General features: G+C 67.4%; 16 protein-coding genes. 14 read left to right on the top strand and 2 right to left on the bottom strand.

The window, feature by feature from the left end:
- From QZ546_RS14100 to QZ546_RS14090, 3 genes are read left to right on the top strand one after another with little or no spacing between them, the layout of a single operon-like run.
- Entirely contained in the window at window positions 1-948 is a 948-nt protein-coding gene (locus QZ546_RS14100; RefSeq protein ID WP_294238781.1) for a GDP-L-fucose synthase, read from the top strand.
- Window positions 949-964: 16 nt separating this feature from the next.
- The gene (locus QZ546_RS14095) at window positions 965-2,206 is read left to right on the top strand and encodes a WcaI family glycosyltransferase (RefSeq protein WP_294238778.1); all 1,242 of its coding nucleotides are present in this window, start codon (window positions 965-967) and stop codon (window positions 2,204-2,206) included.
- A gap of 17 nt (window positions 2,207-2,223) precedes the next feature.
- Complete coding sequence (locus QZ546_RS14090; protein WP_294238777.1) at window positions 2,224-3,660, top strand: O-antigen ligase; 1,437 nt, start codon at window positions 2,224-2,226, stop codon at window positions 3,658-3,660.
- A gap of 36 nt (window positions 3,661-3,696) precedes the next feature.
- Here QZ546_RS14090 and QZ546_RS14085 read toward each other — a convergent pair whose 3' ends face one another.
- Window positions 3,697-5,142 carry an SGNH/GDSL hydrolase family protein gene (locus tag QZ546_RS14085; RefSeq protein ID WP_294238774.1) on the bottom strand — a complete coding sequence of 482 codons (1,446 nt, stop codon included), beginning with the start codon at window positions 5,140-5,142 and terminating at the stop codon, window positions 3,697-3,699.
- Window positions 5,139-5,567 carry a hypothetical protein gene (locus QZ546_RS14080; RefSeq protein WP_294238770.1) on the bottom strand — a complete coding sequence of 143 codons (429 nt, stop codon included), beginning with the start codon at window positions 5,565-5,567 and terminating at the stop codon, window positions 5,139-5,141. The genes QZ546_RS14085 and QZ546_RS14080 overlap by 4 nt, the downstream gene beginning before the upstream one ends.
- Before the next feature lie 309 nt (window positions 5,568-5,876).
- Between QZ546_RS14080 and QZ546_RS14075 the strand changes: the two genes are divergently transcribed.
- The 11 genes from QZ546_RS14075 to ppa all read left to right on the top strand — a co-directional run bounded on the left by QZ546_RS14075 (window position 5,877) and on the right by ppa (window position 19,440).
- Entirely contained in the window at window positions 5,877-6,458 is a 582-nt protein-coding gene (locus tag QZ546_RS14075) for a putative colanic acid biosynthesis acetyltransferase (RefSeq protein WP_294238767.1), read from the top strand.
- Between the two features lie 197 nt (window positions 6,459-6,655).
- Window positions 6,656-7,795 (top strand): glycosyltransferase, encoded by a 1,140-nt coding sequence (locus QZ546_RS14070; RefSeq protein WP_294238764.1) that lies wholly within the window; start codon window positions 6,656-6,658, stop codon window positions 7,793-7,795.
- A 19-nt stretch (window positions 7,796-7,814) separates the two neighbouring features.
- A complete protein-coding gene (locus QZ546_RS14065; protein ID WP_294238761.1) occupies window positions 7,815-8,963 on the top strand; it encodes a glycosyltransferase in 1,149 nt (382 codons plus the stop codon).
- 120 nt (window positions 8,964-9,083) lie between these two features.
- Window positions 9,084-10,220, top strand: coding sequence for a glycosyltransferase (locus tag QZ546_RS14060; RefSeq protein WP_294238758.1), 1,137 nt, complete (start codon window positions 9,084-9,086; stop codon window positions 10,218-10,220).
- A gap of 97 nt (window positions 10,221-10,317) precedes the next feature.
- Window positions 10,318-11,655 (top strand): hypothetical protein, encoded by a 1,338-nt coding sequence (locus QZ546_RS14055; RefSeq protein WP_294238755.1) that lies wholly within the window; start codon window positions 10,318-10,320, stop codon window positions 11,653-11,655.
- Window positions 11,648-12,730 (top strand): glycosyltransferase family 4 protein, encoded by a 1,083-nt coding sequence (locus QZ546_RS14050; RefSeq protein ID WP_294238753.1) that lies wholly within the window; start codon window positions 11,648-11,650, stop codon window positions 12,728-12,730. The genes QZ546_RS14055 and QZ546_RS14050 overlap by 8 nt, the downstream gene beginning before the upstream one ends.
- 79 nt (window positions 12,731-12,809) lie before the next feature.
- Window positions 12,810-13,751: a hypothetical protein gene (locus QZ546_RS14045; protein WP_294238751.1), complete on the top strand. Its 942-nt coding sequence runs from the start codon at window positions 12,810-12,812 to the stop codon at window positions 13,749-13,751.
- A gap of 131 nt (window positions 13,752-13,882) precedes the next feature.
- Window positions 13,883-15,190, top strand: coding sequence for an O-antigen ligase (locus QZ546_RS14040; RefSeq protein ID WP_294238748.1), 1,308 nt, complete (start codon window positions 13,883-13,885; stop codon window positions 15,188-15,190).
- 133 nt (window positions 15,191-15,323) lie between these two features.
- Complete coding sequence (locus QZ546_RS14035; protein ID WP_294238746.1) at window positions 15,324-16,733, top strand: O-antigen ligase; 1,410 nt, start codon at window positions 15,324-15,326, stop codon at window positions 16,731-16,733.
- Window positions 16,734-16,825: 92 nt separating this feature from the next.
- Window positions 16,826-18,751 (top strand): peptidase M61, encoded by a 1,926-nt coding sequence (locus QZ546_RS14030; RefSeq protein ID WP_294238744.1) that lies wholly within the window; start codon window positions 16,826-16,828, stop codon window positions 18,749-18,751.
- 110 nt (window positions 18,752-18,861) lie between these two features.
- The gene (gene ppa / locus QZ546_RS14025) at window positions 18,862-19,440 is read left to right on the top strand and encodes an inorganic diphosphatase (protein ID WP_294238740.1); all 579 of its coding nucleotides are present in this window, start codon (window positions 18,862-18,864) and stop codon (window positions 19,438-19,440) included.
- The last annotated feature ends 263 nt before the right edge of the window (window positions 19,441-19,703 follow it).

The following is a 19,703-nucleotide window of genomic DNA, read 5'->3' as shown; positions in this document are numbered from 1 at the left end:
ATGATCGGACAGCCCTTCGATCTGACCGGCAAGCGGGTCTTCGTCGCGGGTCATCGCGGGATGGTCGGCTCGGCCATCGTGCGGCGCCTGGGCGGCGAGGGCTGCGAGATACTGACCGCGGGGCGGGCCGAACTCGATCTTAAGGACCAGGCGGCGACGCGGCGCTGGTTCGACGAACAGCGGCCCGACGCGGTGTTCCTGGCGGCGGCCAAGGTCGGCGGCATCCTGGCCAATGACAGCTATCCGGCCGATTTCCTCTACGACAATCTGATGATCGAGGCGAACATCATCGAGGCGGCGCACCGCAGCGATGTCGCCAAGCTGCTGTTCCTGGGATCGTCGTGCATCTATCCGAAGTTCGCCGAGCAGCCGATCGTCGAGGGCGCGCTGCTGACCGGCGCGCTCGAGCCGACCAACGAATGGTATGCCATCGCCAAGATCGCCGGGATCAAGCTGGCCCAGGCCTATCGCCGCCAGCATGGCCGCGACTTCATCTCGGCGATGCCGACCAACCTTTACGGCCCGGGCGACAATTTCGACCTGGCGTCCAGCCATGTGCTGCCTGCGCTGATCCGCAAGGCGCATGACGCCAAAAAGGCCGGCGCGCCCGCTATCGAGATCTGGGGCACGGGCACGCCGCGCCGCGAATTCCTGCATGTCGACGATCTCGCCGATGCCTGCGTCTTCCTGATGAAGACCTATTCCGACGACGAGCATGTCAATGCCGGCTCGGGCGAGGACATCGCGATCATCGACCTGGTCCGTCTGGTCGCCGAGGTGGTCGGTTTCGAGGGCGAGATCACCCATGACCTGACCAAGCCCGACGGCACGCCGCGCAAGCTGATGTCGGGCGACAAGCTCGCGGCCATGGGGTGGAAACCGCGCATCGCCCTGCGCGAGGGGGTGGAGGCGGTCTATCGGACCTTCCTCGACTCGCCCCTGGCCTGAGCGGGGGAGGACGGCCGTGAAAATCCTCATCCTCGGCATCAACTATGCCCCCGAGCCGGTCGGGATCGGCCCCTATACGACCGGGCTCGCCCAGTCGCTGGTCGAGGCGGGGCATGAGGTCCGGGTCGTCTGCGGCAAACCCTATTATCCGGCGTGGAAGGCGGACCCCGCCTTTGCCGGGGGCGGCGCGCGGCGCTCGGTCGAGGAGGGTGTCCAGGTCATCCGCCTGCCGCATTACGTGCCCGCGCATCCCAGCGGCGCGCGACGGCTGGTCCATCACGCCAGCTTCACCGCCTATGCGCTGCCGATGCTGCTGGGCGAGATCCTGCGCGACCGGCCCGACCTGATCATCGGCATCGCGCCCTCGCTGATCTCGCTGACCGCCGGGCGGATCGGCGCGGCGCTGTCGGGCGCACGCTACTGGATCCATCTCCAGGATTTCGAGGTGGAGGCCGCCTTCGCCACCGGCCTGCTCGCGCCCACGGGGGTCGTCGCGCGGCTGGCGCGCCGATTCGAGGGGTGGAATCTGAAGGCCGACCGGATCAGCACCATCTCGCCGCAAATGTGCCGCAAGCTGATCGAGCGCGGCATCTCGCCCGAGCGGGTGATCGAATTCCGCAACTGGGCCGATATCGACCGGGTGCGCCCACTCCAGCGCCCCTCGGTCCTGCGCGAACAATGGGGCATCGACCGGCCGCATGTCGCGCTTTATTCGGGCAATATCGCCAACAAGCAGGGCATCGAGATCATCGTCGAGGCGGCACGACTGCTGACGCATCGGCGCGACCTGATGTTCGCCATCTGCGGCGGCGGGCCCAATCGCGCCAACCTGATGGCGATGGCCGAGGGGCTGGACAATATCCGCTTCTTCGACCTGCAGCCCGTCGAACTGCTGCCCGAACTGGTCGGGCTGGCGACCGTCCATCTGCTCCCGCAGATCGCGGGCGCGGCCGACCTGCTGCTCCCGTCCAAGCTGACCAACATGCTCGCCTCGGGCCGTCCGGTGGTCGCGACCGCGACGGCGGGGACCAGCCTGGCGCAGGAGGTGGAGGGTTGTGGCCTGGCGACGCCGCCGGGCGATGCCGCGGCCTTTGCCGGGGCGATCGCGCAATTGATCGACGACGAACCCGCGCGGATCGCCTTCGGCGCTGCGGCGCGGGCCCGGGCCGAAGAACGGTGGAGCAAGCGCGCCATCCTGGCCAAGCTGGAACGCGACGTCGCCGCGCTGGCCCCGCGCCCCGCCGTCGCGATATCCTGACCGACCCATTTTCGCCGATGACCGCGCCGTCCCCCACCGAAGCCGACGCCCCGGACCGCACTATCGGTGCCGGGCCGGCGGGACGCCCGGTGCACGACCGGCTGGAAAAGATCCTGTTGCAGGTCGCGCTCGCGATCCTGTTCGGCCTGACGCTGACCCGCCCCCTGCTGACCCTGACCGGCGCGTTCGACCACGGCGTGACCAGTACCGCGCGGCAGATGGCCTATGCCGGATTGCTGGCGCTGACCGCGATTACCCTGTGGACCGGGCCGGGCAAGCGGCAATGGATGGTGTTGCCCCTGCCCATCCTCCTCACCATGGGCTGGGCAGGCCTGAGCCTGTTATGGTCGGTGACGCCCGCCACGTCGCTGGCCAAATGGGCGCTGACCGCCATCGTCGTGTGGACCTGTTTCCTGTGCACCGACCGGCTGGGCGCGCGGCGGTCGATCCGCCTGATCCAGGCGATGCTGCTGATCGCCCTGGTCGTCGATTACGCCACCGTCCTGGTCGATCCGTGGCTGGGCATCCACAATTACGGCGTCGACCAGAACAACCCCTGGCGCGGGATCATGGGGCACAAGAATATCGCGGGCACGGTATCGGGCATCACCGTGCTGATGTTCGCGCTGTACGGCACGGTCCGGACCCGCTGGCTGCGCTACGGCGTGGCGCTCGCCGCGCTGGTGTTCCTGGGGCTGACCAGCTCGCGCGCCTCGATGATCGGCACGGCCCTGGCCCTGATCCTCGCCTTCGTGCTGCACCGTCACGGCGATGCGATCGCGCGCAAGGGCGATCAAGACGAGGCGACATGGTTCCGGCGGATCGGTCCCCTCGCCTGGGCAACGACCGCGATCCTTCCGATCCTCCTCACCCTGCGCGGCGACTGGTTCGTACAGCTGGTCGCCAATCCCGCGCTCTGGTCGAACCGGGGCGAGATCTGGCAGCCGATGGTCCTGTCCTATCTGTCGCATCCCTGGTCGGGGGCGGGTTTCGGCGCCTTCTGGTCGTCGGCCGATCCCGGCGCGCCGGGCATGATCCGCGACGCCAGCCGGTGGAGCGGCGTGACCCAGGGGCATAACGGCTATCTGGACCTGGCGGTGCAGATCGGCCTGCCCGGCCTGTTGATCGCGCTGTTCGCGGTCATCGCCTGGCCGCTCGACCTGCTGGCCAAGGCGATGAAGGCGGACAAGAGGACGGGGGCACTATGCTTTGCCCTGCTGCTCTTCTTCCTCCTGAACAACATGGCCGAGACCAGCCTGTTCGATGGCGACCAGGTGCCGCAGGTCTTCGCGATGATGGCGCTGGGCCTGATCGCGGCGCTGTTGCGCCGCAACGGCATGTCGGCCCGCCCCCGGGCGGTGCGCCGGGACGAAACCGTCCCCACCATCGACCCAATCCTGCGCCGCCGTTCGCGCAACGGCCGGGCGACGCTTGACCGGCCCACGCGGCGCTGACGCACGGATCGTCGCCAGCACCGGTGCGGGGAGAGGTCATGCCGTGCCCGGCGCGCCCGCAATCCCCTCGACCAGGCGGTTCGCGGCATGGGCGATGCCCCAGTCGGTGGGATGACCGTCACCGCCCAGATACTGGTTCACATTGCTCATCAGCACGCCGCCGCCATTATTATAGCCGCGCGTGATGATCGGCGGGGTCGCGGCGCTGACGGGCACATAGCCATGCGGATAGGGATCGGTCGCGGCGAAGGCGTCATAGCCCGCCTTGATCGCCGCCTCGCACGCCGCGATGTCGGCGCTGTCTGCGATCGGCCACGCCCCGCCGCGAATGATCGGCGCGGTCGCGCCGCCGCTGCGAATCGCCTGCATCGTCGCGGTCACCTGCGCGCTCAGCGCCGCTCCCGTATAGCCATTGGCGCTGCGATCATTGCACGACCCCAGAATCAGCCACAGATCGGGCTTCAGCGCCATCGCCTCGGGCAGTCGCTGCACGAAGGTGGACAGCCCCGCCGCGCCGGGGTTCAACTCACCCGTGCCGCCAGCCGCGAAACCCCAGATGTCGGCGATGCCCAGGCCCAGCGCCAGTCGCGTGGCGATGTCGTTGCCCGCCAGGAACGGCCCGAAGCCCGATCCCGCCACGATACTGTCCGCAATCAGCACGGCGCGCAGCGGATCGGCGACCACGGGCGCCCAGACGGTCGCGCCATTATCGACCTGGACGCCCGCAAAGACATCGTAATTGGCCGTACTCAGAAAGACGACGTAACGACGCTTCTCCGCGGTCGCCCAGCCCAGCCGGATGAAGGGCGACGCGCTGAGCAGCGATCCCGGCGTCACGAGGCGAAGCCCCCGGCCGTCATATTGGTCGACCGCCACGCGGCAGAAGCTGGCGGCATTCGATCCGGCCAGACTGACCATCACGTTCGCGCCGTCCGAACAGAATTCGATCCGCCGCCCCGCCGCCGGTCCGGGCTGGCCCGGCTTCGCACCGAAGCCGTTCGGGATCAGCCGGTTTGCCCCGTCGAAACTCGAGCCATAGGCGCCGTAGAGCGCGAACGATTGCGGATAGGCCTTGTAGGTGATAGTGATGCCGAAGGCCGGGTCGGTCGCGCTCTGGGTCAGGGTCGGCGCAGCGGCGTCGTTCACGGTGATCCGCACCGGCCCGAAATAGGTCCAGAGCACACCGCCATCCGCGATCGCGCCGCCGCCATTGACCGTCCGGGCGGCGGGGCCGGCGCCGCTCGATGCGCTCGTCCCGGCCGTCACCGCGACATAGCAATTGCCGTTGGCGGCCACCATCTGCCCCTTGGCATAGGCGGTGGAGGCGCTCCAGGCAGGCGGTGCGATCAGCGGCGGCTGGGCGAAGACGGCGCCGTCCCGCGCCTGGCGCATCGCCCCGCGCAACCGGGTCAGCGCCAGGTCGGTCGCGGCGCTCTGTCGCGCCTGCGCCACCAGCCCGCGTGCGATGACGTCCGCGCTCATTGCGCCACCCGATAGGTCAGCGTGCCGCCGGTCAGCGCGACCGACAGATAATAGCTGGCGCCCGCAACCGTCTCCTCGACGGCGATCTCGTTGGCCGGCGCGGTATAGCTGGCCCAGGGCTGTCCCGCGACGGTCAGCGGCAGCTTCGTCGCACCGCCATCGACCGAACGCAGCAATTGTACCTGCCCCGTCCATGCGCCGGACAGGCTGACCCAGATCGGCCAGGACAGCGCGGGCAGAAACGGCCCCAGGATCGCCGCGCCGGTCGCCACGCCGGCCAGCGGTGTCGCCGGAGACGCCGTGCCCGCGACGCGTACGGGCAGCGGGTTGCCCGCATCCACCACGACGCCGGGCGTGCCGAGCGCCCCGAAGGCGAGCGCGTGAAGCGGTACATATTCCGCGGGTTGATCGATCAGGCCAGCCATATCGCGCCCCTTGTTCGCCATTTGTTCTAGCGCAACCATCTATAACCGGATTTCCAACACGACAAGCGCATGACCGTCTGGCCGATCCAACAAAATGACGAAGGCCGACCGGATGGGCAGGCCGCCTCATTCAGGGACAGCCGCGTCCTGCCGTCGGTTGACAGGGTCCGGCCCGCACGCGATCCCTTTCGTCACCGTGGAAACCGGGGGGTAGGGGCGGGCAGCGATCCGACGAAGGCGCAGGGCGTCTTCGGACCGGTACGCCGCCGCCCGGCCGCCCCCGGTCGCGGCCGGGAGCATCGCACGATCATGGTAGCCGGTACGCCGCTGGAAACGCGGGACAAGACCATCTGGGACGGCGGGGCCAGCTTTTCACGGCGCAATCGGCTCTACCGGCTGGCCTTCATCGTCACCTGGGGGTTGCTCGCCGCCTGGACGCCGCCGCCGCTGCGCGGCTGGCGCCGCCTGATCCTGCGTTTGTTCGGCGCCCGGATCGCGCCGACCGCGATCGTCTATGGCAGCGCGCGGATCTGGTCGCCCGCCAATCTGACCATGGAGGATCATTCGGTGATCGGGCCGCGCACGACCATCTATGCGATGGCGCCGATCCGGCTGGGCGCCTATGCGATCGTGTCGCAGGGCGCGCATCTGTGCGCGGGCACGCATGACGTCGAAAGCCCGGCCTTCCAGCTTCATACCCGCCCGATCGTCATCGGCACCCGCGCCTGGGTGGCGGCAGAGGCCTTTGTCGGCCCGGGCGTGACGATCGGCGACGGTGCGGTGCTGGGCGCGCGCGCGGTGGCGATGCGCGACATCGCCGCCTGGACCATCGCGGCGGGCAACCCGGCCCGGCCGCTCCGCCCGCGGCATATCCGGTTCGACGCCGCATGACCGCAACCTCCATCGCCCGGCCTGTCCGAGCCTTGGCAACCCGCCGGTCGGGACGGGCGTCTATGGCAGACAGGTGCCGGGATCGTCCCGAAATGGGGACAAGTCGCCTATTCCGTCCCGAACATGGCCCATCGCGTCATTGCGATGCCGTCTTCCCGACTTCAGAATATGCCCATGTCGGGGCGGAGGATGCGAGGATGCGGGTAGCGGTCATCTATCAGGTATGGCCCCATTACCGGCTGCCCGTCGCGCTCGAAATGGATGCCGACCCGGCCATCGCCTATAGCTTCTATGGAAGCGGCGAGCGGCTGGAGGGGATCGAGCATCTCGACATATCGCGCCTCGGCCGGTTCGTGATCGCGCGGTCGACGTCGATCGGTCGTCTGTTGTGGCAGGGAGGCGCGGTTCGGGCTGCGCTGACCGGACGCTATGACGCGATCGTCCTGCTGGCCAATCCCAATCACCTGTCGACATGGATCGCCGCCCCGCTGGCGCGGCTGCGCGGCATTCCCGTCCTGTTCTGGGGCCATGGCTGGCTGCGCCAGGACACAGGGCCGAAGCGCCTGTTCCGCCATGGTTTTTATCGCCTGGCCGATCACCTGCTGCTCTATGCCGAGCGCGGAAAGCGGCTGGGCATGGCGGCGGGGTGGAAGGACGAGGATATCACCGTCGTCTATAACAGCCTGTCGGTGGACCAGGCCGACGCCATCATCGCCCGGATCGAACGGGGCGAACTGGACGACCATATCCCGCAGCGCCGCTTCGCCGACCCCGATCGCCCGCTGATCGTATGCACCGCGCGGCTGACCGACAAATGCCGGTTCCACCTGCTGCTCGACGCCGCCGCGCGGCTGGCCGAGCGGGGCCGGCCGATCAACATCCTGCTGCTGGGCGACGGGCCCGAGCGGCAGGCGCTGGAGGACCAGGCGCGACGCCTTAGCATCGCGGCGATCTTCCACGGCGCCTGTTATGACGAGACGATCACCGGGCCGCTGCTCTATCATGCCGACCTGACCGTCTCGCCGGGCAAGATCGGGCTGACCGCGCTGCATTCGCTGATGTACGGCACGCCCGCCATCACCCACGGTACGCTGGACGACCAGATGCCGGAGGTGGAGGCGATCGAGCCGGGGCGGACCGGCGCCTTTTTCACCAACGGCGATGCGGGGAGCCTGGCCGATACGATCGCCGACTGGCTGGCGCAGGCGCCCGACCGCGCGACGGTGCGCGCGGCCTGTCGGGCGACGACCCGCGACCGGTGGAATCCCAAGGCGCAGGCGCGGATCCTGTCCGAGGCGCTGCACCGGGTCGTGAACGCCCGGCGCAGCGTGACCTAGGCGAGCCACAAAGGGGGGAATGATGCGGATCGGAATGGTCGCCCAGAGCATGAGCCGGGCCAATGGCGGCGTCAGCGAGGCCATGCATCGCTTCTGCGAGGCGATCGCCGATCGCGGCGAAGGCCATGCGCTTCACATCTTCGCCGCCGAGGACGCCTATTCGCGGGAGGACAGCCGCCGCTTCGACGGCCTGGCGACCGTCCATCTGGCCAAGGCCTATGGCGTGCGCCGCTTTCCCGTCGCACCGCGTCTGGCGGGCCTGATGGAGGCCGCGGATCTCGACGTCCTGCACGTCCATGGCATCTGGGCCGCGCATGGCTGGTCGGCGCTGCGCTGGCATCGGCGCACCGGCAAGCCGGTGGTCATCGCCCCCCATGGCATGGTCGAGCCCTGGATCCTGAAGCGGTCGCCCCGGCTGAAGCATTGGGTGTCGCGGCTGTTCCAGGACGATCTGTTCCGCCGGGCGGCAACGGTTCACGTCCTGACCGACAATGAAGGGCGCGACGTTCGCGCGCTATACCCGCAGGCGCGGCTGGACGAGGTGCCCAATCTGGTGCCCCCCGCACCGCCGCATGACGGGCAACATCCCGGCTGGTGGGCGGACAGCCATGCCGGTCGCAAGATCTTCCTGTTCTTCGGCCGGATCCACCGCAAGAAGGGCGTGGAGGAGTTGGTTCAGGCCTGGCGCCGGCTGGCGGCCGCGCGCAGCGGATGGCGGGACGAGGCGCTGCTGGTCTTTTGCGGCTGGGTCGATGATTTCCCCGAGTTCGAGGCGCTGGTGGCCGAGGCGCAATCCGAGACCGGCAGCGTTCTTTATGCCGGGCCGCAATATGGCGCGGACAAATGGCGATCCTTCGCCGCCGCCGATTACATGCTGCTGCCCTCGAAGAGCGAGGGCCTGCCGCTGGCGATCCTCGAGTCGTGGAGCGGCGGCGTACCGACGATCATGACGCAGGAATGCAACCTGCCGCTGGGCTTTTCGACCGGCGCGGCGATATGCTGCGATGTCTCCCCTGATGGGATCGCATCGGCCCTGGCACAGGCGGCGGACGAAGGCCCGGAACGCCATGCCGAACGTGCCGCGGCCAGTCGCCGATTGATTGCAGGGACTTATTCGTCCGAACGCGTCGGTCGGACGCTTTTGGCCATGTATGAAGGGACGCTTTAGAATATTTCGGTCGAAGTACCCACTTTGGTCACTTTCTCCTAATATGGATCAATCCCTCATGGTCGGGTCATCATGTGCCGATTAGGGCGGAGGCCAGTTATGCTGAAGGGGGCGACTGACATGCGGGCGGGGTCGGGGGGCGGCTGGACGTTCATCATCTGGGAACCCGAAGTATCGGCGCACATGATGCCGCTGGCGCTGGCCTTGTCCCGCGATCCGCGCGTGAACGCCATCCGGTCGATCGCGCAATGCGATCTGGCGCCGGAGCGGGTCGATCAGGGATGGCAGATACCGGATCATCAGGGCGTCGATGTCACGATCGCCCCGGATGCGGCCGCGATCGCCCATATCTTCGACACGGCGCCCGCCGATGCCATCCATATCATGATGGGGATGCGCCGCGTGCCCGTCATCGTCGCCGCCCTGGCCGAGGCGCAGAAGCGCGGCGCCCGCTATGGCCTGTTCTCCGAACCCCGCGTGCTGGAGGGGATTTCGGGCATGGCGCGCCTGGCCCAGACCTGGTTGACCGAGGGACGGCTGCGTCGCTCGGCCGATTTCGTGCTGGCGGTGGGGCGACACGGCCCGCGCTGGTTCCGGCTGGGGGGCTATTCCCGCGCCAGGATTTTCGACTTCGCCTATTTCGTCACCGGCCTTGTCCGCCGTCCCGACCGACAGGTGGATCCGGATCGCGTCCGCATCGGCTATGTCGGGCGGTTGACGCCGAGCAAGGGCATCGACGTCTTCCTGGCCGCGCTGCGCCGGCTGCCCGGCCGTTTCGCCGCACGCGTCGCGGGGCGCGGCGAACGGGAGCCGGCGGTCATGGCGGCGGCGGACCAGGGCCTGCTGGACTATGCGGGTGTCCTGCCGATGTCGGCGATCCCCGCCTTCCTGCACGCGCTCGACATATTGGTCGTGCCGTCGACGACCATGAACGACGGCTGGGCGGCGGTCGTCAGCGAGGGGCTGATGTCCGGCACGCTGGTGGTGGCGAGCGAGCGGGTCGGCGGGTCGATCTGCCTCGACGATCCGCTGCGCGGCGAAGTCGTGCCCGCAGGATCGCCGGGGGCGCTGGCCGATGCCATCGTCAGGGCGGGCCAGCCCGATCGCCTGACACCCGCGATGCGCGAACGCCGCCGCCAATGGGCGATGTCGCGTATCAGCGCCGAGGCGGGTGCGCATTATCTGTTGGACATCATGGCGCATGTCTATGCGCGTGGCCCCCGCCCCGCCCCCTTTCATCGCCATAGCGCCGCCTGAAGCGTGTCGAAACCGGACGGTGCGCCGGTTTTGCCGCCTTGCCGATCATCGCCGCCAGGTGCGACACAGCGATGATCCCGAGCACTGAAGACCATTTATGCGGCTGGCCAGCTTCAAGACGAACATGATCTGGGTGGTCGCGGAATTCGCCTCCGTGACCGCGATCCAGCTATTGGTCATGCGCTATATCGTCGGCACGCTGGGTACGGCGCAGATGGGGCTGTGGGCGGTGCTGATGGCCGCCGCGCAGGTGGCGGGGTTCTTCGATTTCGGGCTGACCGGCGGGATCAGCCGCTATCTGGCCCGCGCCCATGCCAAGGGCCTGCGCGACGATATCGAAAAGGTGATCGCGATCGTCGTGTTCGTCACCATCCCCTTCTATCTGCTGGTGTCCGCCGCGATCTATGCGATCATGTATGTCGCGCTGCCCGCGATCGTACAGGCCGACATGCTGGCCGAAGCACGCGCGATCCTGCCCTTTTCCTCCGCCTGCTATTTCCTGCTGGTCATCTCCCTGACCTGCTCGGGCTGCCTGACGGGCCTGCATCTGGGGTTCCGCAAGAGCCAGCTGGTGATGACCGGCATGGTGGTGCAGGGCATATTGTCGTGGATCTGGATCGGGCAAAGGGGGCTGGTCGGCCTCGCCCATGCCCAGATCGTCGGCTATTGCTTCGTGCTGGCGGGGACGTTCGTCCTGCTCAAATTCTCGGGCGGCGTGCGGCTGCGCCGGCTGTTCCGCTTCGACGCGACGCTGGCGCGCGAGGTCATACGGTTCGGCGCCGGGTTGCAGATTCCCTCCATCGCGTGGGCGGGCTTCGAAACCTCGATCCGGTTCCTGATGTCGCGCTTCGGCGGCGCCGCGCTGCTGGGACAGTATGAGATCGCCTATCGCCTGGCCAACCAGCCGCGTGTCCTGTTCGTCTATATCGCCCAGCCGCTGGGCCCGGCGCTCGTCAATCGCGCGGCGGAGGGGCGGGCGGCCTTCGCCGCCTTCTACCGGCTGACCTATGCCCGTTTCAGCCTGGGCGCGGCGGCGGTGGCGGTGGGCGTCATACTCACCTCGCCGCTCGCCGCCTGGATCATGCTCGGCGGCATCCATAGCCATTATCTGCTGTTCGCCGCGCTGACCGCGATCGGCGCCGCCATCCATATCTGGGCCATGCCGGTGGAAAATGCCGCCGTCGCGCAAGGGGTGCTGCGCTACAATGCGATCGGCACGATCTCGGCCCTGGTCGTCATGCTGGTCCTGGGCATCCCGGCCGGGTGGCTCTTCGGCGGGGAGGGCGTCGCGGTCAGCGTGCTGTGCGCATCGGCGACGGCGGGGCTGTTCCCGGTGCTGGCCAACAGCCGCAAGCTGCAACTCGACATCCTGCCCGACTGGCGGGCGGGACTCGCGGGCCTGATGCCCGTCATCTGGAGGCAAGGCCGTGCCTGAACCCCTTCGCGTCCTGATGTTCCCCGCCCAGGGCAATGCCAGCGAGAACCGCTATCTGGACGTGCTGGTCGACGGTCTGCGCGCGCTGGACGTCGAGGTCCGCCCCTGGAAAAAGGCGGTTCCCTCAGGGCCTGCCGACGTCTTCCACGTCCATTGGCCCGAGGTGCTGGGCCATATCCATGCCCGGCGCGGCCAGGGCCTGCGCGGCTGGTGGGCGGCGCAACTGCTCTGGTGGACGATCCGGCGGGTCAAGCGCGGCGGCGGCAAGCTCGTCTGGACCGCGCATGACATCACGCCCCACGAACAGCGGCTGCGCGACGATCCCTTCACCAGCCGCCTGCTCGCCCGTTTCCTGAACGAGGTGGACGCGGTCATCAGCCTGACCGAGGCGGGTATCGCCCCGGTAAAGGCCGCATTGCCCATGCTGCGCGACAAGCCGTTCCATCTGGGACGCCACCCGCATTATCGCACGGTCTATCCGCCGCAGCCCTTCGACACCGCCGGGCTGGCCCGCTACGGTGCGGCCGAGGGGCAGTTCGTCTATGCCTTTCTGGGCCGGATGCGCGCCAACAAGTCGCCCGAGATCCTGGCCGAGGCGTTTCGCGGCCTGGAGCAGGACGGCAATTTCCTGATCCTGGCGGGCGGCGCCACCGACGATATGCGCGAGCAATTGGAGGCCATACTGGCCGACAATCCCAACAGCCTGCGCCGCTATGACCGCATCCCCGAGGACGAGATGGCGCGGCTTCACGCCTGTTCGGACGTGCTCGTCTTTCCGGGGACCGATTATTTCAACTCGGGCACCATCTATACCGCGCTGTCGCTGAACGTGCCCGTCATCGCGGTGCGCAGCCCGGTGAACAGCGAGATACAGGCCCTGGTCGGCGAGGAATGGCTGTTCCTCTATGACGGTCCGCTGTCGACCGACATATTGCGGCGCGCGCGGACGGTCGTGGCGCGGCGGCGCGAGGGCGCGACCTGCGACCTGTCGGCCTTCGCGCCGGACCTGGCCGCCCGGCAGCATCTGGCGGCCTATCGCGACGGCCTGGCGAACGCCCGGCGGACACCGGCGTGACGACCGGCGGTTGACGGGGCGAACGCGTCTTCGCGCCGCGCCGCGCCGCGCCGTCACTTTCCTGAAGGATCATCGCGGCATGCTGCTCGCCATTTTGTCCTCATTCCTGACCCCGACCCCGGCGACGCCCTATCCCGAGCGGCCGGACCGCCCCGCGTCCCCCGGCATCTGCCCCAATGACTATAAGATGCAGACCTTCGCCACGGACCGCTTCGACACCACGTCGGTCGATCTGGCGAACAGCCACCGCCCCGGCTTTTCCTGGTATCGGTGGAACTGGTTCTCCGGCGGTCACGCGAGCGACACGCTGAGCCCGGCCAGCGACGGGACGATCGCGGTGTCGGGTCGCAGCGGCCCCAATGGCCAGATCGCGACCGCGGCCGCGATCCCGACCGCGCCCTATATGGTGGGCACCGCCTTTGGCGGCGGCTTCTGCGTCGAGGCCGATATGGCGTTCGATCCCGACGCGATCGACACCGCCAAGGGGTTTCCCGCCTTTTGGGCCATGGCGGTCGAACATCTCGACCAGCATGGCGCCCGCGCCCAGATGCCCGGACAACCCGCCGGGTTCGAGCATTTCATCGAGATGGACATCATGGAGGCGTTCAAACGTCCCCTGCCCGACTATCTGGGCACGATGCACGACTGGTACGGCCAGTATCGCCGGACATGTCCGGGCCGCTCCTTCTGCGACGTCGAGCGCTCGTTCGACACCATGCCGGGCATCGTGCCGAAAGACACCGACTGGCGCGACTGGCACCGGGTGGGCGCGGTGTGGCGCCCCGCGACGAATCGACGGCCGGGCCATGTGCAATATTTCTTCGACGGCAAACCGATCGCCGCCCCCTTCACTTGGGCGAAGGGCGACCCGACCCGCCTACCCCAGTTGGGAGGAGGGCAAGCGTTCGCGGCGCTGGACGACCAGCATCTGGTCCTGATCGCGGGCAGCAATTCGACGCCTATCCGACTGAAATCGGTCCGCGTTTTTCAACGCGACGACCGACACAACCTGCATTACTGAGGATGTCGAACCGGCTACCCTTTGGCGGCGATCGGCCACGATCCACACTAGTTACGAACAGGGGCGACCGATAAACGTCAGGCAACCACGCTTATGGGCCATTAACCTGTCCCGAGGATAATCACGGCGCGATGCCCTTTTTCTCCACCATCGTCTTCCTGATCTACCTGACCGCGCGGTCGGTGCAGCTGTCGATCGCGCCCGCGACCCAGTTCGAGGAAACGCCGGTGAAGACGGCGCTCCTCTTCGCCAGCTATGCCTTTGCCGCCGCGATGGCGGTCGTCCATTATCGCACGCTGGAACGCACCCTGCTGCGCCTGTGGCCCTTCGTGATGCTGTGCGTCATCGTCTTCGCTACCTCGTTCAACGGCGACAGCAGCGTCTCGCTGCTGCGCGGCGGCCATGTCCTGGGTCTCTTCCTGATGGCGGTATGCGCCGACCTGGCCTTTCGCGGGGATTATGACCGGTTCCTGCGCGTGATGCTCTGGTTCTGCCTGACCTGCATGGCGCTGTCGATCGTGACGGTCATCGTCCTGCCCGCCCGCGGCATGGTCAATCCGGCGTGGAACAATCTGCGCTGGGTCGGCGTGACGGGGCATCCCAATCTGCTGGGCGCGATCGGGATCGCGGGCATGTGGGCGCTGCTGTCGCTGGCGGCGCGCCACCGCTGGACCATGGGGAGCATGTTGCGCGGCGGGATAGCGGCGATCGTCATCCTGATCCCGACGGTCCTCAGCGACAGCCGCACCTCGCAGTTGACCATTGCGGTGATGGTCGCGCTGTTCTGGATCCTGGGCGGATCGCGACTGAGACCAGCGTCGATCGCCACCCGGCTCGTCATCGCCCTGTGCCTGGTCGGCTTCGGCGCGGTCACGCTGTCGGCGCTGGGCATGAACCTGCCCTTTTTCGGGGTTCGCGAGGGCGCGACCGATTCGCTATCGGGTCGACCGGAGATCTGGGCGGCGGGGATCGACACGATCCTGAACCACCCCTTCGGCATCTCCAACGACAATCTGACCGCCTATTGGGCGCGCAGCACGATCAATGCGCCCGAGAAATACACCCATTTCCACGACGGTTATCTCGACGTCACCGCCAAGGGCGGCGTCATCGCCGGGGTCGCGCTGCTGCTGATCCTGGGCAAGATGCTGCGTGATGTCGGGCGCACCGTGTCGGTCGATTACGGCCTGTTCCGCTCGGGCATGATGCTGACCGTCTCGCTGATGTTCTACAATCTGCAGGAGACCAGCTTCATGCGGGAGAATATCCTGTGGTCGCTGCAGATCATCGCCTGGCTGATGCTGATCGTCAGCTATCGCCGGACCATGGATGAGATGGTCGAGGACGCGGGTGACGAGGACGAGGGGGACGCGGCGGATGACGATAGGCTCGCCACCCTCGCCCCAGCTGTCCCAAAGGGGCGCAATTTGCGCGCATGACGCGCCCCCGGCGCCGGGATATAGCAGAAGGGTAACGTATCGGCGGCGATACGCCAGTTCGAGGTCCGACTTGCCCTCTTCTTCCGACCCCCTGCTCCCATCGGCCTTGGCCCGTCCGGCGCCCGGGGGTTCGGTGCGTGTCGATGAGTGGCTGCGTCGGCTGAGCGGCGCGTCGGCCGATGCGACCTATGCCGCCGCGCCGCCGCGCGACGGCGCCATCCGCGCCGCACTGGTCGCCCTGCTCGCCATGGTCATGCTCGGCCCGCTGATGACGATCAGCGGCGGCAATATTTCGGCGGAGGGCAATGCGGTGCGCCAGATCGGCTATCTGCTGATCCTGGCCTTCTCGCTCTACGCCACCTGGCCCACGCTGAACCGGCGCAACGCGATCGCGCTCAGCGGGCCGCTCCTGATCGCTTTCGGATGGTGCTGGCTCAGCATCGGCTGGGCGCTCGACCCCAGCATCGCCGTGCGCCGCCTGATCCTGACCAACCTGATCGCCTGGATGGTGTTCAACCTGGTCCGCGCGGGCGGCTATCGCACCACGACGGAGACGCTGCGCTATACGCTGCTGGCGACCGTCCTGATCTCCTACGGCGTCGTGGTCCTTCTGCCCGCGACCGGCATCCACCTGCTGGTCGACACGCAGATGCCGACCGCGCTGGTCGGCAACTGGCGCGGTTTCCTGGGCCACAAGAATTTCGCCGGCGCGGTCTGCGCGCTGTGCATCATCATGTTCCTGTTCGACGCCCGGCGCCTGCCGGGCCTGCTGCGGCTGTTCGTCGTGCTGGCGGCGGGCTATTTCCTCTATCGTTCGCAATCCAAGACCTCGATGGGCATGTTGGTCATGGCGGTGCTCGGCGGCTATGTGTTCGAGACGGTCAATTTTCGGCTGCGTGCCTATCTGATGCCGATCCTGGCGGTGGCGACCGCGGTGATCGGGGGGCTGACCAGCGCCTATCAGGACATGTTCGTGACCACCGTGCTCAACCCCTCGGCCTTTACCGGGCGGGGGCTGATCTGGTCGGCGCTGCTGAAATATGCGAGCGACCACCCGATGCTGGGCGCGGGATTCGGATCCTTCTGGAACATCGACGCGACCAGCCCGATCTTCCAATATGGCATCGGCTATGTCCGCCAGATCACGGTGGGCCATTCGGGCTATCTGGACCAGCTGGTCGCGGTGGGTGTGCCCGGCGTCGTCCTGATGGTGCTGGCGGTCGCCGCCTGGCCGCTCGCGCGGCTGCTGGCGAGCAACCGGCTGGCGCCGGGCCAGGGCGGGCTGATCGCGGCGATGCTGTTGTTCTGCATCGGCCACAACGTCACCGAGTCCGGCCTGTTCGAGCGCGACGGCATCGTCAGCACGATCCTGTTCCTTGTCGCCGCGCTGGCGCAATATGGCACCGACGGCACGACCGTCCTGTCCTTCCGCGCGCCTGCGACCGCGGCCCGGCAACGGACCGAAGGCGACGACGTCATGCGCACGATGCGCCGCCGCCAACGCGCCCGACAGGACAGCGAAACCGCGACGCCCGAGGTGTAGAGCCGGTTCGGGGTTGCCCGCGAAAGGTCTGGACGACTGGCCTATCGGATGCCTAACTTGCGCGCCTCTCCTTTCGCCGCAAAAGGCCCTCCATGCTCCTCACCGCGTTTCGTTCCGTGTTCGTCGCCGGGCTGCTCGCCTCCACCGCCGCCGCTATCGCACAGGTTCCACCGGGCAATTCGGCCCCGGCCGCGCAGGAACCCTTCGTCAACACCATTCCGGATGCGGTCGACACGCCCTATCCGGGCACGATCAAGCTGGTCGTCGACGCCACCGACACGCAACGCGGCATCTTCCGCGTGAAGGAGACGATCCCCGTCGCCAAGGCGGGGCCGATGGCGCTGCTCTTCCCCAAATGGCTGCCCGGCGCCCACTCCCCACGCGGCGAGATCGAGAAGCTCGCGGGCCTGGTCATCAAGGCGAATGGCCGCATCCTGCCCTGGACGCGCGACCCGGTGGACGTCTTCGCCTTCCATATCGACGTGCCCTCGGGCGCGAAGGCGCTCGACCTGGAGTTCCAGTTCCTGTCGGCGACCAAGCCCGACCAGGGCCGCATCGCCGTCACCCCGACGATGATCTCGCTGCAGCCCAATTCGGTCAGCCTGTATCCGGCGGGCTATTATACCCGCCAGATCCCGATCCAGATGACCGCGACCTTCCCCGCGGGCTGGACGGCGGCGGGCGCGGTCCCGGCCAAGGCCTCGGGATCGACCTACACCTATGACACGACCAATTACGAGGTCCTGGTCGACTCCCCCGTGCTGGCGGGCAAGTACGGCAAGGTCTTTCCGCTGACGCCCAATGTCGACCTGAACGTCTTTGCCGACAACGCCGCCGAGCTGAACGCCAAGCCCGAGCAGATCGCGGCACATAGCCGCCTGGTCGAGCAGGCCGAAAAGACCTTCGGCGCGCATCATTTCGACCGTTACGAGTTCCTGCTGTCGATCAGCGACCAGCTGGGCGGCATCGGCCTGGAACATCATCGCTCGTCCGAAAACGGCGTGACGCCGGGCTATTTCACCGAATGGGATGCCGGGCCGGGGCGCCGCAACCTGTTGCCGCACGAATTCACCCATAGCTGGGACGGCAAGTTCCGGCGCGGCGCCGACCTGTGGACGCCCGATTTCCGCACACCGATGCGCGACTCGCTGCTATGGGTCTATGAGGGGCAGACCCAGTTCTGGGGCTATGTGCTCCAGGCGCGGTCGGGCATGGTGTCCAAGCAGGATACGCTGGACCAATATGCCGCGATCCTCGCCATCTACGACACCGCGCCCGCGCGGCAGTGGCGCAATCTGCTCGACACCACCAACGATCCCGTCATCTCGTCCCGCAAGCCCAAGGGCTGGACCAGCTGGCAGCGGTCGGAGGATTATTACAACGAAGGCCTGATGGTGTGGATGGAGGTCGATGCGATGCTCCGCCAGAAGTCGGGCGGCACCAAGTCGATCGACGATTTCGCCAAGGCGTTCTTCGGCATCCGCAATGGCGACTGGGGCGAGGTGACGTACACCTTCCAGGATGTCGCCGACACGCTGAACAAGATCGTGCCCTATGACTGGGCGGGCTTCCTGCGCCAGCGGATCACCGAGACCGGCCAGCCCGCGCCGATCCAGGGCTTTGCCATGAACGGCTACAAGCTGGTCTATACCGACCAGCCGACCCCGACCTTCAAGCAGGGCGAGAAGGGCAGCACCAATGTCAGCTATTCGTTGGGCATGATCGTGTCGAACGGCGGCGACGTGACCAGCTCAATTTGGGACAGCCCCGCCTTCAAGGCCGGGATCGACGTCGGCACCCAGATTCAGGCGGTGAACGGCGAAGCCTATACCGGCGACCGGCTGAAGGCGGCGATCGTGGCGGCAAAGGATCCGAACAAGCCGGTCAAGTTGGTGATAAAGAACCAGGATGTGTTCCGCGACGTGACGCTGAACTATACCGGTGGCCCGCGTTACCCGCATCTGGAGAAGGTGGGCAGCGGCGAGACCGGCCTCGACCGTCTGCTGACGGCACGCTGAGCCCGTTCCAACCGACATCTATCGACACGACATGGCGGGTTGCGCTATCGCGCCCGCCATTGTTTTTTCACCGGAACTCTTCCGGCTTCTAGGCAAGAAAGACCGATTCGATGCGCATCGACCTCATTCCCGTCGGCAAGAGCCCGCCCGACGACATCAACGTCGTGATCGAAGTGCCGACCGGCGGCGAGCCCGTGAAGTACGAGTTCGACAAGGCGTCCGGCGCGCTGTTCGTCGACCGCATCCTGCACACGCCGATGCGCTATCCGGCCAATTACGGCTTCGTGCCGCACACGCTGAGCCCCGATGGCGACCCCCTGGACGCGCTGGTCGTGTCGCGCACCCCGTTCATTCCGGGCTGCGTCGTGCGCGCCCGCCCGATCGCCGTCCTGAACCTGGAAGACGAAGCCGGCGGCGACGAGAAGCTGGTCTGCGTGCCGGTCGACTCGACCTTCCCTTACTATTCGAATGTCGGCGGTCGCGACGACCTGCCCGAGATCGTGTTCCAGCAGATCGAGCACTTCTTCACCCATTACAAGGATCTGGAGAAGAAGAAGTGGGTGCGTATCGGCACCTGGGGCGACCGTGACGAAGCGCGTCGCATCGTCGTCGAGGCGATCGAGCGCTATGAAGAGGCCAAGGCCAAGGGCGAAGAGCCGCACGACCACGACGTGCCCGGCCGCGCCTGATCCTTTCCGGTTTCGGTTTGAGAAACGCCCCGGTGCCACCCGCACCGGGGCGTTTTTGTTTGCCCGTCGCGCGCCCCGAATACGCTCCCCCTCCTCCGTTCACGCTGAGCGAAGTCGAAGCGCACGGTCCATCATCGCGGCTTGGCGACAGGAATCCCTTGGCCTTCGACTTCGCTCAGGCCGAACGGAGCGGGGGTGTGCGGCGGCTCGGACGATCGGTTCGCACTGAGATGCAGAGGTGGCTCGCCCGCCGCCGACCTAGA

This window comes from uncultured Sphingomonas sp., from assembly GCF_913062585.1.
In the GTDB taxonomy this organism is placed as follows: domain Bacteria; phylum Pseudomonadota; class Alphaproteobacteria; order Sphingomonadales; family Sphingomonadaceae; genus Sphingomonas.
Note: the sequence above shows the minus strand (reverse complement) of the source record. Positions and strands in the feature narration are given on the sequence as shown.

What these genes read in the sequence shown, in the direction of transcription:
- QZ546_RS14100 (WP_294238781.1), top strand. Translation starts at nt 1, where the DNA reads ATGATCGGACAGCCCTTCGATCTGACCGGCAAGCGGGTCTTCGTCGCG.
- QZ546_RS14090 (WP_294238777.1), top strand. Translation starts at nt 2,224, where the DNA reads ATGACCGCGCCGTCCCCCACCGAAGCCGACGCCCCGGACCGCACTATC.
- QZ546_RS14085 (WP_294238774.1), bottom strand. Translation starts at nt 5,142, where the DNA reads ATGAGCGCGGACGTCATCGCACGCGGGCTGGTGGCGCAGGCGCGACAG.
- QZ546_RS14080 (WP_294238770.1), bottom strand. Translation starts at nt 5,567, where the DNA reads ATGGCTGGCCTGATCGATCAACCCGCGGAATATGTACCGCTTCACGCG.
- QZ546_RS14075 (WP_294238767.1), top strand. Translation starts at nt 5,877, where the DNA reads ATGGTAGCCGGTACGCCGCTGGAAACGCGGGACAAGACCATCTGGGAC.
- QZ546_RS14070 (WP_294238764.1), top strand. Translation starts at nt 6,656, where the DNA reads ATGCGGGTAGCGGTCATCTATCAGGTATGGCCCCATTACCGGCTGCCC.
- QZ546_RS14065 (WP_294238761.1), top strand. Translation starts at nt 7,815, where the DNA reads ATGATGCGGATCGGAATGGTCGCCCAGAGCATGAGCCGGGCCAATGGC.
- QZ546_RS14060 (WP_294238758.1), top strand. Translation starts at nt 9,084, where the DNA reads ATGCGGGCGGGGTCGGGGGGCGGCTGGACGTTCATCATCTGGGAACCC.
- QZ546_RS14055 (WP_294238755.1), top strand. Translation starts at nt 10,318, where the DNA reads ATGCGGCTGGCCAGCTTCAAGACGAACATGATCTGGGTGGTCGCGGAA.
- QZ546_RS14045 (WP_294238751.1), top strand. Translation starts at nt 12,810, where the DNA reads ATGCTGCTCGCCATTTTGTCCTCATTCCTGACCCCGACCCCGGCGACG.
- QZ546_RS14040 (WP_294238748.1), top strand. Translation starts at nt 13,883, where the DNA reads ATGCCCTTTTTCTCCACCATCGTCTTCCTGATCTACCTGACCGCGCGG.
- QZ546_RS14030 (WP_294238744.1), top strand. Translation starts at nt 16,826, where the DNA reads ATGCTCCTCACCGCGTTTCGTTCCGTGTTCGTCGCCGGGCTGCTCGCC.
- ppa (WP_294238740.1), top strand. Translation starts at nt 18,862, where the DNA reads ATGCGCATCGACCTCATTCCCGTCGGCAAGAGCCCGCCCGACGACATC.